General features: G+C 43.5%; 9 protein-coding genes and 1 riboswitch. Of the genes, 5 read left to right on the forward strand and 4 right to left on the reverse strand.

Annotated features, from left to right (window positions below; translation table 11 throughout):
• Positions 1 to 8: 8 nt before the first annotated feature.
• The 4 genes from hemE to FHS68_RS01820 form a co-directional block, all read right to left on the reverse strand.
• The gene (hemE, locus tag FHS68_RS01805) at positions 9 to 1,034 is read right to left on the reverse strand and encodes a uroporphyrinogen decarboxylase (RefSeq protein ID WP_167266709.1); all 1,026 of its coding nucleotides are present in this window, start codon (positions 1,032 to 1,034) and stop codon (positions 9 to 11) included.
• A gap of 28 nt (positions 1,035 to 1,062) precedes the next feature.
• The gene (locus FHS68_RS01810) at positions 1,063 to 1,464 is read right to left on the reverse strand and encodes a PIN-like domain-containing protein (RefSeq protein ID WP_167266712.1); all 402 of its coding nucleotides are present in this window, start codon (positions 1,462 to 1,464) and stop codon (positions 1,063 to 1,065) included.
• Positions 1,461 to 2,132, reverse strand: a complete 672-nt coding sequence (locus FHS68_RS01815; protein ID WP_167266713.1) for a DUF433 domain-containing protein — start codon at positions 2,130 to 2,132, stop codon at positions 1,461 to 1,463. Before FHS68_RS01815 ends, FHS68_RS01810 begins: the two co-directional genes overlap by 4 nt.
• 91 nt (positions 2,133 to 2,223) lie before the next feature.
• On the reverse strand, positions 2,224 to 4,668 hold the full coding sequence (locus FHS68_RS01820; protein ID WP_167266716.1) for a TonB-dependent receptor: 2,445 nt from the start codon (positions 4,666 to 4,668) through the stop codon (positions 2,224 to 2,226).
• Between the two features lie 73 nt (positions 4,669 to 4,741).
• Positions 4,742 to 4,835, reverse strand: a riboswitch (TPP riboswitch).
• 113 nt (positions 4,836 to 4,948) lie between these two features.
• Between FHS68_RS01820 and rocD the strand changes: the two genes are divergently transcribed.
• The 5 genes from rocD to FHS68_RS01845 all read left to right on the forward strand — a co-directional run bounded on the left by rocD (position 4,949) and on the right by FHS68_RS01845 (position 13,711).
• The gene (rocD, locus tag FHS68_RS01825; RefSeq protein ID WP_167268676.1) at positions 4,949 to 6,211 is read left to right on the forward strand and encodes an ornithine--oxo-acid transaminase; all 1,263 of its coding nucleotides are present in this window, start codon (positions 4,949 to 4,951) and stop codon (positions 6,209 to 6,211) included.
• Positions 6,208 to 7,599 (forward strand): S41 family peptidase, encoded by a 1,392-nt coding sequence (locus FHS68_RS01830; RefSeq protein WP_167266718.1) that lies wholly within the window; start codon positions 6,208 to 6,210, stop codon positions 7,597 to 7,599. Before rocD ends, FHS68_RS01830 begins: the two co-directional genes overlap by 4 nt.
• Positions 7,600 to 7,715: 116 nt before the next feature.
• Complete coding sequence (locus FHS68_RS01835; RefSeq protein WP_167266720.1) at positions 7,716 to 9,230, forward strand: GH3 auxin-responsive promoter family protein; 1,515 nt, start codon at positions 7,716 to 7,718, stop codon at positions 9,228 to 9,230.
• A gap of 143 nt (positions 9,231 to 9,373) precedes the next feature.
• On the forward strand, positions 9,374 to 12,469 hold the full coding sequence (locus FHS68_RS01840) for an AAA family ATPase (RefSeq protein WP_167266723.1): 3,096 nt from the start codon (positions 9,374 to 9,376) through the stop codon (positions 12,467 to 12,469).
• A gap of 42 nt (positions 12,470 to 12,511) precedes the next feature.
• Positions 12,512 to 13,711, forward strand: a complete 1,200-nt coding sequence (locus FHS68_RS01845) for a hypothetical protein (protein ID WP_167266725.1) — start codon at positions 12,512 to 12,514, stop codon at positions 13,709 to 13,711.
• Positions 13,712 to 13,742: the final 31 nt, after the last annotated feature.

A 13,742-nucleotide genomic window follows, 5' to 3' on the forward strand; every position in this document is an offset into this window, starting at 1 on the left:
GGAACGAGCTAGCAGGAAAATTCTTTGACTGCTTCAATGAAACAACGGACTTTGTCAGGGTCTGTATCAGGATATACTCCATGTCCCAGATTAGCAATGTAATGCTGTGTGCCAAACTGGTGGAGCATATTTTTCACCTCAATCCGTATCTGATCGTAAGATGCGTACAATACACAGGGGTCCAGATTTCCCTGCAACGTTTTTTCAGGGATTAGTTGGCGGGATTCGGCGATGTCCATATTCCAGTCGAGACCAACTACGGAGCAATTAAGCTCCCCGATTTCCTGCCTGGCAAAGAAAGCGCCTTTTGCAAAAACCGTCACAGGTACTTCGCTGATTGCATCGCAGATCTGCTTGATGTAGGGCAATGAGAATATTTTATATTGTTCCGGCGAAAGGATACCTGCCCAGGAATCGAATATTTGAACAAGATCAGCACCGGCAGTGATCTGCGCTTTGAAATAGGCAATGGTACTGTCGGTTATTTTTTGGAGTAACAAATGCGAAAATTCCGGATCAGCATACAAATGTCTTTTTGCAATAGAAAACGTCTTAGAGCCTTTTCCTTCCGTCATATAACAGAAAATGGTAAAAGGCGCACCAGCAAACCCAATCAGCGGAACACGGCCGCCTAGTCCTTGTTTGGTCAGTTTAATCGCATCCAGCACATATTTTAAATCCGTTTCCGGCTCTGCGACGTGTAATTTATCCAGTTCCTGGGTTGTATGGATAGTTTTTGGAAAAACCGGTCCGCGCTGCTCGATCATCTCATAAGGTAGTCCCATTGCTTCGGGGATAACCAGGATATCGGAGAATATTATGGCTGCATCTACGCCGAGGATATCAACAGGTTGCAATGTCACTTCGGCAGCCATTTCAGGGGTTGTTGCCAATGTTATAAAGCTTCCGGCTTTTTCCCTAACCGCCCTGTATTCAGGCAAAATTCTTCCGGCTTGCCGCATCATCCAAACAGGCGTCCGCTCCGTCTTCTCTCCCCTCGCCGCACGTAATAAAAGGTCATTTTTCAAATTCATGCGGCAAAGGTAACTGTAAGAGGATGGATTACCATCTCTCAAATACATTACTTCTGGAGGTGCACCGAAATGCGAAAGGTTTGTTTTCTTTGCAAAGCTTTTTTATTTCGCGCCACCTTTTAACAATCTGCTCGACCATTTCCCAATACTGATAGCCATTCTTGGAGGGTGGGCATAAAAAGAAAACGCCGACCTGATGTTCTTCAAATAATTCTCTTTGACGCCTGGTTCTGTGAATATTAAGATCCTGTGTGATGACAACGGCTCCTTCTGCGCCAATTTTTGGTAACCAGTCTTCGTCCAAAGCCCCTTTTCCAAAAACACTTTCAATGGATACTATTTCAAAACCTTCACCTGTAGGTTTTTCAAGTTTATTTATTCCGGAAGCGATATGAGGTGAAATGTTTTCATCGATATAAATTTTCGTCATGCGGCATTTTGGTAGAAGTTAATCGCGTCTTTTACCTCAGCTATCGACAAATCGTAAAGGCGGACGATGACTTCAATCGATTCGCCGCCTTGGAACAAGCCGTAAACAGTCTCAGCGAGAATGTTGGTTGTGCCGATTAAAGGTTGACCAAATTGTCTTTTAGGGTCAATGATAATAGCATGATCTTTTCCCATTGGATACAACCTTTCAGCCAAATCGTGACTATTAAAATCAATTTTCTTGCAAAATGGCTCAAAAACATGCTTGATTGTAATTTGCAATGTTTCGTCCGCCCTGATGATTTCTCCAATTTGACCAGTAAATAAAATTTGTTTTCCGTCGGTAAGAATATTCGATTTGGCGAACGGATATTTTGTTCCAAGAACTTCTTCTAAGATTTTATGGGCCTTTACGATTTTTTGCGTAGATACCCCTTCTTCTCTCAACTGATAAAAGGTAAAAAACTCAATGAGCGTGAAAAAATTTGTTGTCAAACTCTTTCCTAAGCCTTCCGAAAAGATTTTGTCAGACCCACCAAATTGGGCGTTCCAGTACTCATTTAGCCATCTCCGAACTTTGGCGGGGGGAAGGCCTAAAATGATGGAAACGTCAGGGATTGTATAAATGCCTGAACCAATTCCAAAGATATCCTGATTCGTGGAGGTCATAAATTGTGGGTTGTGTGTGAAAAAAAAAATTGCTTCAAAGACTTTGTAAATCTTTGAAGCAAGGTAAGAATTCCTTTTAGACCTATTTATATCAAAACCTAAAATTCAGCCCGACCAGGAAGTTTGTTCCGGCTTGCGGGAAGTAGAAGTTTTCTTGCGTTAAAGCGCCTCCGGCGAAGTAGCCGAAGGTGTAGCCATTGGATTCGTAGCTTTCGTTGAAAACATTATTAATCAATAAGTTAAATACGATTTCCTTTGCCCAGGTTGGTTTAATGGTCCAGGAGAGACGGATATCATTGGTAAAATAGGCGTCCAGTTTTCGGGTTTCCGTTGAAGTATTGTCAAGAAACTGTTTTCCGACATATTTGGTAAGAAGGGCCAGTTCGAGATTTTTATCGATGATATAAGTAAGCTGACTTCCTGCAATCACATTTGGAGAAAATGAAATATCTGACTTGCCATGATTTACGGTGTTATAGCCGCCGTCATCATAATTCACCACATACTCAGTGAAGTTATCAATCTTGTTTTTGCTAAAAGTGGCATTTACATTCCATTTAATGAATTTGTTCAAAGCGGTAGCTGCTTCCAACTCAATACCTGTCCGATAACTTTTTGGAACATTTACCCGGATAGAATTTCCTACATCGTTGATCTGGCCGGTTAGCACAAGCTGATTTTTGTAGCTCATCAGGTAATAATTGGCCGACAATGCCCATTTCCCGGTTTGTGCCCTGAAACCAGCTTCTACGTTCTGCATGCGCTCGCTTTTCGGAAATAACCCCGCTGTGGATGAAGTAAAATCATCCCGGTTTGGCTCCCGGTTTCCGATGCTGTAAGATGCATATGCCGAACTGCGATCCGACAACTGATAAGTAAGTCCAGCCTTTGGATTTACAAAATTGTAAGACTGATCATACGCTAGCTGGACCAGATCATTATCTGTACCAGCAATATTGTGGCTCACATTCCGGTATTGAAAATCGGCGAATGCATTCAGTTTGGGTTTAAACTGATAGTACAGCTTTCCGTAAATATTGAAATCCTTTTTGATGCCTTTGCTGTAATAATATTGATGGTCCGTTTCAATGCTGCCTGCATTTCTGGCCCAAATAATTCGGCCGTAATGATCACCGTCATACTTATTCCAGCCGCCACCAATGCTGGCAGTCAGCTTTTTGAAATTGTTGAAATCCAATGAAAAAGTGGAGCCATAAAAGTAATTATCAAGCCAGCGGCGGCGGATTAGATCAGTCTGCGCGAGAGTATCATTACCAATAACGACATTGGGCAGATCATAACTGCTGTAATTATCCTGCGAACGATACTGCTCATAATAACCAAGTCCGCGCACCAGAAAACCATTTAGATTGAAAGTCCATTTATCGCTCAGGTTATGAGACGAAACGATCTGGTAATGGTCCTGCCGATAGTTATCAACTTCGTCTTTGTAAGTGTAGGAATTAAAGGTCCTATCGCCTGAATTAAGCAGATTATCCGCATCTTTTTCCCCCAATCCGTTTCGTCCAATGTAGCCCAGGATACCTTCACGGTCGCCTTTTAACTTTGCTTCCGGTACTCCGTTCCAGGATTGATATGTACGCTCATTTCCGGAAAAAACATTGACGCGGACAAAACTTTTCTTTCCAAAGTACCCGCCGGATAAATAATAGGAATGCAATTCCGAAGACGCGCGATCGACATATCCGTCCGACGAAATGCGGGACAGGCGGGCATCAAAAGTGAATTTTTCTTTTATCAAGCCCGAGCCAAGCTTGATGGTGTTCTTAAAAGTATTGAAAGAACCAAAAGAATTATTGAGCTCTGCATAAGCCTCCTGCCTGAAAGCATTGGTGTTAATGTTGACCGTTGCGCCAAAAGCTCCTGATCCGTTCGTCGACGTACCTACGCCGCGCTGAACCTGGATACTGCTCATGGATGAGGCAAAATCAGGCATATTAACCCAAAAAACCCCCTGACTTTCAGCATCATTGTAAGGAATCCCATTGACCGTGACATTGATCCTGGTCGCATCCGAACCACGAATACGTATACCTGTGTAGCCGACGCCTCCACCCGCATCACTTGTGCTCACGAGTGAGGGCGTAAAGTTGAGCAGTATTGGCAAATCCTGCCCGAGATTTTGCTTGTCAATAGCCGCGGCGGTTACGTTGGTGTAGGCCATCCCAGTTTTATCGTTGACCCGGGTTGCATTAATAATGACCTCATCAGCTTGAAAAGTGCTTTTTACAAGCTTGATTTCCATCGGATTTGTTGAAACTTCAATTTTCACGGATTGATATCCAATGAAGGAAACATCCAGCGAAGTAATGTTCTCGGAAATGTTTTTAAGATTGAACTGTCCTTCCTGGTCTGAATTGGTACCACGGACTTCCCCTGCTTTAATGGAAGCGCCGGGCAGTGATTTGCCATCTTCCGCGTCGGTAATCCGACCAGATATGGTTTTTTGGGCAACAACAGGGGACAGCAAGACACTGCAGAGCAGCATGAGCAGATAGGCAGTAACGTTTCGCATTGCGATAAAATGTTACAACAGGCAGGGGCCGCCTATCTTAGGTTGAATAAAAATTGAATTTGGTCAGCCAAACATGTTTTGGCTTTCTCTTCCTACGCCGGCATTACCCGGATCAGGTTTGTGGGTATGATCTCAGCCCGTTTGGTAGGGCACCCCTTGAGATTATGCTGCAAAGCTACGTGAGAATCGCTGAATAGCAAAACAGATCGCTAAAATCACTCGAAGCTTTTCCTTATTTTTACAATACGCAATACGAACTTTTATTTTTCCGATATCAATGATGCCTAACTATACAGACACGATGGACATTGGTGCTTCCCAGCAGGCAATGGAGCTGGAATACCGATATGGCGCGCATAATTACAAACCAATGCCAGTTGTTCTGGAGAGAGGTTTGGGCGTGTACGTCTGGGATGTAGAGGGCAAACAATATTTTGATTTTTTGTCGGCATATAGTGCCGTAAGCCAGGGACATTGCCATCCGCATATTATTGATGCAATGATCCGGCAGGCCCAAAAACTGACATTAACTTCCAGGGCTTTTTACAACGATCGTCTGGGAGAATGTGAAAAGTTTCTCTGTGAGTATTTTGGTTATGATAAGGCATTATTGATGAATGCGGGCGTAGAAGCAGGCGAAACTGCATTGAAACTTACCCGGAAATGGGCCTATAAAGTAAAAGGCATTCAGCAGGACCGCGCAAAAATGGTTTTTGCGTCCGGTAACTTCTGGGGCCGCACACTGGCAGCAATATCCGCATCCACCGACCCTTCCAGCACCAATGATTACGGCCCATTTCTTCCCGGCTTTGCTATCGTGCCTTACGATGACCTCGACGCGCTGGAAAATGCATTCAAAAATGATCCCGACATTGCGGGTTTTATGGTGGAACCTATTCAGGGGGAGGCTGGTGTGGTTGTTCCAAGAGAGGGTTACCTCAAAGGCGTCAGAGATTTATGCACCCAATACAATGTGCTTTTTATTGCGGACGAAGTCCAAACGGGCATAGGGCGCACGGGCAAACGGCTGGCGTGCGACTGGGAAGGTGTAAAACCGGATATTCTGGTTTTGGGAAAAGCGCTTTCCGGCGGTACTATTCCGGTTTCGGCAGCATTGGCAAACGACGAAATTATGCTGACGATCGCGCCCGGCGAGCATGGCTCAACCTATGGCGGAAATCCATTGGCATGCGCAGTTACCATTGCAGCAATGCAGGTGGTGGAAAACGAAAATCTCGCAGAAAATGCCGAAGCAATGGGGATCTTATTCAGGGCCAGAATGCTTGATTTGCAGAAGCAATGTTCGCTGATCGAAATCGTTAGAGGTAAGGGACTTTTGAATGCCATTGTCATCAAAGATCACGAGGAAAGTGCAACTGCAATGAACCTTTGTTACAAGATGATGGAAAAAGGCCTTTTGTGTAAGCCGACTCATGGAAATAAAATCCGCTTTGCACCTCCGCTGGTTATTAATGAAGCGCAGATGAATGAGGCTTGTGATATTATTGAAGAAGTATTTTTGGAAATGAATAACACTCTATGAAACTGAAATTTTTCCTGCCTGTCATTCTGCTGGGGTCGCTCTTAACTTCCTGCAAAGATAAAAATGTCGATCCCGCAAACGAGACGGAGACGAACAACTGGATCCTCGCCAATATGAAGTATTGGTACTATTGGAACGATCACATCCCAACTTCGCCCGATCTTTCCAAAGACCCTGCAAGCTTTTTTGAATCCCTGCTTTATAGATATGACGCCACTTTAAGGCCTGACGGAGACCGTTTTTCCTGGATCCAGGAAAGTGCGGATGAATTGCAGGCATCCCTGGGCGGTGAATCTAAAACGCCGGGTATGGAATATAAGCTAACTTATTACCCGAGCGGCACCACCAATGTAATTGGAGTGGTGCTTTATGTAATTCCTGATTCGCCTGCTGCCAAATCGGGTTTTGTACGTGGAGATATTTTTAGTAGTGTAAATGATCAAAAGCTGACAGGAACCAATTATAGCCAACTCCTTAATACGCAAGATAAAAAGACTTATACCCTTGCCAAACTTGACAAAGACGGCATATTGGAAGAAGGCACGACAAAAAGAGAAGTTACGCCAATCGTCTTGCAGGAAGATCCTGTTTTCTTTGATACAGTTTTTACATTTGGTGCCGATAAAATAGGCTATGTGGTTTACCATCAATTCATTCCGGAGCCTTATCAGGCGAAAAACGGATTGTATGATAAAAAGTTGGACGACATTTTTACCTCTTTCAAAAATCGTAATGTGAATGCGCTTGTTGTTGATTTGAGGTACAATCCGGGAGGGTACGTGAGTTCGGCAACAAACCTCGCTAGCCTGATTGCAAAGGCGACCGCAAACGATATTTTCTATTATAAAGAATACAATGATGAGGTGACCGAAACCAATCGGAAGAAATTCGGGGAAACCTATTTCTACGACAAGTTTATATCAAAAAGCCAGAACATTGGAGCTAATCTGAACCAGTTGTTTTTTCTCGTTTCTTCGCGTTCCGCTTCTGCGAGTGAGTTGCTGATCAATGGCTTAAAGCCTTATATGGACGTAAAATTGGTAGGAAGTAAAACAGTGGGTAAAAACGTCGGCTCCGTGACATTAACGGGTGAAGACAAAGGAATCAAATGGGGGTTGCAGCCCATTGTTTCTAAATCGCTAAACAAGGACCGCAAGTCAGATTACAGTACTGGTTTTAATCCTGATTTTCCTGTAACTGAGGGTAATATCCTTTATCCTTACGGCAGTCCGAAGGATCCGTTGCTGGGAGAAGCATTGTTTCAGATTACTGGCACCCGCATTGCAAGGCAGGTTAGGGGGGCCAGAATTTTACAGGAAGAGGAATCACAGGAAATCACTTCTACTATTGTGAAAAAAGCCGGCGGCAGTAACATGTTTTATAAGTAATTACGATATAGTTAAAACTTTTCCAATGGTGTAGACGCAGTTTCGATCTGCTTCTACACCATTTTTATTGCTATTTTTACAGACTTGCATCTGGCGCTGCTACCTAACTGATATTTATGAAACTGGTAAATGATATGACTGTCTGGTTTTTGAAGCGACGCTTCGAAAGGATAGAACAGTTTATGAAATACCCCATTGAGACCCAGCAGCGCGTATTTTCCGAATTGATTGAAACGGCCAGGTATACAGAATGGGGAAGTCGCTATAATTACGGACAGATCAAATCCATCAAAGAGTTTCAGGAGCAGGTGCCTGTCTTGACCTATGAGGAACTTTATCCTTATATGGAGCGGGTCATGCGGGGCGAGCCCAATGTACTCTGGCCGTCTCCGATTGAATGGTTTTCCAAATCTTCCGGGACCACCAATGCCCGCAGCAAATTTTTACCCGTTTCTCCTGAGGCTTTGGAAGAATGTCATTATGAGGGAGGTAAGGATATGATGACATTGCTGATCAATAACCGTCCGGATACCCGGGTTTTTGATGGAAAAGGACTTTCTATTGGTGGAACTTTACACGCAAATCCTTTTGACGACTACACACAGGTAGGGGATGTATCGGCGGTGATCATGCAAAATCTTCCTTCCTGGGCCGAGTTTATGCGTACGCCTCCATTAGAAGTGGCGCTCATGGATCATTGGGAGAGCAAGCTGGAAAAAATGGCTTCCATTTGTTCGCAGGAGAATGTTACCAGCATTTTGGGCGTTCCGACCTGGACAATTGTACTACTTGATCAAATACTCGAAAGGACTGGTAAGAAGAATATGCTTGAAGTGTGGCCTGATTTCGAGGTTTTTGTTCATGGAGCGGTATCTTTTGAGCCTTACCGCGATCTTTTCACGACCAAATATTTCCCTTCCGATCAGGTGTTATACCTTGAAACATATAGTGCATCCGAAGGTTTTTTTGCAATTCAGGACGACTTGCAGCGGGTTGGCGAAATGTTGCTGATGCTGGATTATGGGATTTTTTATGAATTTATCCCGGTTGAGGAAGTCGGTAAAAAACATCCAAAGGCGTTGCTGCTTGATGAAGTGGAAATTGGGAAAAACTATGCAATGGTCATTTCCACCAATGCAGGTTTGTGGCGTTACCTGATTGGAGATACCGTCAAATTTACCTCTAAATATCCGTTTCGATTGAAGGTAAGTGGTCGTACCAAGCACTTTATCAATGCGTTTGGCGAGGAAGTAATTGTGGAGAATGCCGATTATGCTATCAAAGTCGCTGCGCAAAAAACGAATGCTTTGGTTACCAATTATACCGCGGGCCCTGTTTACATGGGCGATGGTTCGAGAGGTCGTCATGAATGGATTATCGAATTCACAAAGACGCCGGAAGACTACAATGAATTTGAAAACGCGCTGGATGTCGCACTGCGGGAAGTCAATTCAGACTACGACGCTAAGCGCTATAAGGACATGGCATTGTTACCGCCACTGATCCATTTCGTTCCCGAAGGCACCTTTTACACCTGGATGGGAAAACGCCACAAACTCGGCGGCCAAAACAAAGTCCCAAGACTTAGTAATAACAGGGAATATCTGGATGATTTGCTGGGAATGTTGTAAATAAGCTAAAAGCTATTAGCTGTTAGCTTTTAGCTTCTTTAATTTGTTCAGAACCTTCATATTAATGTTTTAGGCCACTAACATTCTTAAAATAGAAATAGCTAACAGCTAACAGCTAATAGCTAAAACCCATTAGCTCCCCAATGATCCCCAAATACCTCAAAATTAAAGGCCTCTATTCCTATCAAACCGAGCAGGAGATTGATTTTGATCCTTTAACCGACGCTTCGCTTTTTGGCATTTTTGGGGCGGTAGGCAGCGGGAAGTCTTCTATTCTTGAAGCCATTACTTTTGCTTTATATGGAGACACTGAACGACTGAATAAATCAGGCGATGATCGGACCTACAATATGATGAACCTCAGGTCGGATGATTTGTTGATTGACTTCGAATGCGTTGCGGGCAAAAATGGCGATCGCTACCGGTTTACCGTAAGAGGAAAGCGCAGTAGCAAGAATTTTAAAGAAGTCAAGACTTTTGACAGGAGGGCGTACATATGGCAGGATGAACAATGGGTACCGCTCCCGGAGAATGAATCCGCCGAAAGCATTATTGGATTAGGCTATGATAATTTCCGGCGAACGATCATTATCCCACAGGGCCGTTTTCAGGAATTTATTGAGCTGCGGGATGCAGAGCGGACGCGTATGATGAAAGAACTTTTCCAGCTGGAAAAGTATGATTTAAGCCGCAATGTAGGTTCGTTAAGCAAGCAGAACGACCTGGCATTGTCCCACGTCGACGGGCAGTTGCTGGGACTGGGTGAGGTGACCCAGGAAATGATTGAAACAGAGGAAAAAGCGCGCGAGTCGGTGCGTTTGCAGATCACAACGGTCAGTCAGGAGTTGCTGGTGCAAACGACCCTCGAAAGCCACTTTTTAAAATTAAAACAGGCTTTTGAGAAAGTCCATCAGCTTCGCAGCCAATTGAATGTTTTGGAAGGCCAAAGATCTTCTATGCAGATTCGGGAGCAGGAATTAAGAGCTTTCGAAACCTGTTCGGCGCATTTCAGATCAGTTTTGGATCAAATAAGAAGCCTTGGTAGTGCGGTAGGCAGGGACCAGCTTGCATATCAGTCTAATCTCGTCAGAATTACTGAGCTGGCAGGTTTATTGGAAAAACAAAAAGGCACATTGCTCCAGTTAAAGCCACAATACGAAAAACGGGAGGAGCTGCTGGATACTGCGGACGAATTGGGGAAAGTAATGCAGATCCTGGAAAATAATGCTGCCCGCGCCAAACGCAAAGAAGCACTTGCCAGAGGGGAACAACACCTCGCCGAAAAAGAAAGAGCCATTGATTTACTAAAAAAACAAAAGCTGGAAAATGAGGCTGAGAATGATTTGCTGAAAGGTAAAATCGCTGATTTTCAGCAGCTAAGTCTTGCTAAGTCCTGGTTTACCACATTGGACAACCTTTCTGAAACAAGGCAATCCATTAAGACCGAGGCAGAAACTCTGCAGGCTGAAATTGCGAAGCTGCAACAAGATCTTACTAGAAAAGCAGAAGAACTTAGCCGAAATTTTTCAATTAATCTGGCTAGCCTGTCACCCGAATTGTTTCAAAATGCTGTTCAGAATTTTCTGATAATCAATGACATTGATCAAAAAAAACTTGGCAAAAAAATACTTCAAATAAACACAAGGCTTGCCCTTCACCGATATGCAGGCGAGCTGGAAGACGGTGTACCTTGTCCGCTTTGCGGGGCCGAGCATCATCCGGCTATCCTTCATGCTGATCATAATGTCACTGATGAACTCACCATTTTGGAAAAGCAGATTGCCGGGTTGGAACAGCAGGAAAAGGCCATCCGGCAGGCTCAGACGCCGGTTGAAAAAGTTTTTACACAGATTGAAAACCTTGAAAGGCAAAAAGCCAGCATTAAGCAAAGATTTGTCGAGGCAAAAAGGCGTTTGGAAGACCATGACAAAGAATTTGTTTGGGTTCAATATAGTAAGGGCGATCGAGAGGGATTTGAAAAGCAATTTGAGGAAACCAGCAAAATTCAGTCAGACATTAAAAATGGAGAGGCTGCAGTGAAAATACTTTCGGCAAAGATCGATTCCGAAATGCTGGAAAAAACGGAAAAGGTGGAAAAACCTTTACAAGTGCTGCGAGACGAGATCCTTCGATTGGAAAATACAGTTTTAACACTAACCAATCAGTTAATAAAAGTTAGATATCAGGACTTTGAAGGGCAGCAGGTTTCTGAAATCTCTGAAAAGATCACTTCTCTTAAAACAAAATATAAAGAAATAATAAGCCTTTTTGAAGAGACGGAGAAACAAACCGATCTGCTGGAAAAGGAAAAAGATATGCTTTCAGGAAGCCAGGCAACCTTAAAAACTGCCCTGGAAGCGAATCAAAAGGATTTATCCGAATTGCAAATCAAGTTAGATGAAAAGTTAGCGGCATTCGGCTTCGATTCAGAAAGCCAGGTGGCAGAAATCCTTGCAAAGAACCTTCAAACCGATCAGGAGCGAAAAGTAATTGATGAATTCAAGTTCGCTTTGGAAACGACTGGCCGGGAGTTGCAAAATTTGCTTAACGAAAATCCGGAGGAACAATACGATGCAGAAAAGCACCAAGTCGTGATCAATGCAAAAGAGTCGCTGTCGCAAAATCTTCAGATCTTGCAAAAGGAAGAGGGGGGACTGGACAAACTCCTTAAAAAAATGGCAGAGGATTTGGCCAAAAAAGCATTGCTACTCAAAGAAAAAGGCCTTTTGCAGTTAAGAAAAGAACATTTGGACGATCTAACCAAGCTTTTCCGTTCCAGCGGATTTGTGGATTATGCGTCAAGTATTTATCTGCAAAACCTTATCCAGGCCGCCAACCACCGCTTTCATCAAATGACCCATCAGCAATTGCATCTGGAATTAGGAGAAAGTAACAGCTTTTGGGTGAGGGACTTACTGAACGGAGGACATATGAGGTTACTCAAAACACTTTCAGGAGGCCAGAAATTTCAGGCTGCATTGTCATTGGCCCTTGCGTTGGCAGATCATATCCATGTCCGGAATGAGTCCAGACATAATTTCTTTTTTCTGGACGAAGGTTTTGGCTCTTTGGATAAAAATGCCTTGCAAACCGTCTTTGATACCCTTAAATCGCTCCGAAAAGAGAACAGGATTGTCGGGATCATTAGTCATGTTGAGGATTTACAACAGGAAATCCAGACTTATTTACGCATAACGGAAACCGAGGAAGGCAGCCGTATCCTGGCTAGCTGGAAGTAAAATCAAAGATGTATATTTGAAGCGCTTTGCCTCTTAACGTTTATGATTTTAGAGAATTTTTACAAAACACTCATCAACTGGATTGAATCAAAGTTAACAGGGCAAAACTGGTTATGGAAACTGACCCTGTTTTCGCTGGCGCTTTCGCTGTTTTTGGCCTTCCCACCTTACACACTTCTTCTTGATCATCTCCGGGAAAACGGGGTCAAACTTGATGCCTGGGTTTTTATCCAAAACCAAGGCCAGGACTTCCTGCATCCAAAAGACATGGACTACGACGTGAGGAGGGAAAACATGATTTTCCGGTGGACGCTGCCACTATTGTCACTTCTTACCCATCACAATATCGTGCTGATCCTGGCCTTGCAGGCGATTTTAGGGATATTATTTCTTAAAAAAATAGGAGCATACATTTATAATATCTCAAAGGATAAGGTGACCACCGCGCTTTTTGTAATTGCATTGGCTAACACCTTTGTTTGCGTTTGGACATTTGCGGACGTCCACGGTTATGGAGATGGTTTTGCGTATTTCTTCTTACTTTTTGCATTGCTAAACAGAAATCCAATTGCGATTTTTCTGTCGTTGCAAGTCGCTTTTTTTACAGACGAAAGAGCGGTTGTAGCGGGAGGTTATCTACTGCTTTGGTGGATGGTAACCAAGGCTTACGAGAAAAATGACTTCAGTTTTTCTTTCCTTTTCAAAACGGTTTTTGCGAGGGAAAGTCTGACCGTTATAGTTGCCTGGCTGGTTTATTTCAGCATCAGGTTTTACGTCCAGACTCAATATTTTCCACATCACAGCTATTCTACGATTGGAACACCCGTACTATTTGCCAATGCGCACCGGAACGGACTGGGAAGCAGCGTCTGGGGTGCATTTGAAGGAACTTGGTTGTTGATGATAGCAGCAGCATTAATCCTTATTTTATCAAAGCATTACTGGCTTTTCATTGCATTGGTGGTCGGTTTCTGCATATTGTTAGCGACGGGCATCTACGTTCATGACATTGACAGAGCATTGGCATATGGCTTTCCCTTCCTATTAATTGCTGGCTACATTTTAATTAAAACCGCGTCTTACAGGTCGGTTAAATTGGTCCTTTTCTTTACGATGGTCATTTGTGTCAGTCATCCGCAAGTCTTCTACATGGGCTACAATAAAATACTATGGCTTGAACCACTGCCGGTTAAAGCCATGATGTATCTGGACAATCTGCTTCACTGGAATTATTTCAGCTAGGATGGTGACATTTCCAACATTTTCATAACAA

It is taken from the genome of Dyadobacter arcticus (assembly GCF_011762185.1).
Taxonomy (GTDB): Bacteria; Bacteroidota; Bacteroidia; order Cytophagales; family Spirosomataceae; genus Dyadobacter; species Dyadobacter arcticus.

Excerpts from the sequence above, each read along its gene's own strand:
- FHS68_RS01815 (WP_167266713.1), bottom strand. The coding sequence starts at position 2,132 with ATGACCTCCACGAATCAGGATATCTTTGGAATTGGTTCAGGCATTTAT.
- hemE (WP_167266709.1), bottom strand. The coding sequence starts at position 1,034 with ATGAATTTGAAAAATGACCTTTTATTACGTGCGGCGAGGGGAGAGAAG.
- FHS68_RS01830 (WP_167266718.1), top strand. The coding sequence starts at position 6,208 with ATGAAACTGAAATTTTTCCTGCCTGTCATTCTGCTGGGGTCGCTCTTA.
- FHS68_RS01840 (WP_167266723.1), top strand. The coding sequence starts at position 9,374 with ATGATCCCCAAATACCTCAAAATTAAAGGCCTCTATTCCTATCAAACC.
- rocD (WP_167268676.1), top strand. The coding sequence starts at position 4,949 with ATGCCTAACTATACAGACACGATGGACATTGGTGCTTCCCAGCAGGCA.
- FHS68_RS01845 (WP_167266725.1), top strand. The coding sequence starts at position 12,512 with ATGATTTTAGAGAATTTTTACAAAACACTCATCAACTGGATTGAATCA.
- FHS68_RS01820 (WP_167266716.1), bottom strand. The coding sequence starts at position 4,668 with ATGCGAAACGTTACTGCCTATCTGCTCATGCTGCTCTGCAGTGTCTTG.
- FHS68_RS01835 (WP_167266720.1), top strand. The coding sequence starts at position 7,716 with ATGAAACTGGTAAATGATATGACTGTCTGGTTTTTGAAGCGACGCTTC.
- FHS68_RS01810 (WP_167266712.1), bottom strand. The coding sequence starts at position 1,464 with ATGACGAAAATTTATATCGATGAAAACATTTCACCTCATATCGCTTCC.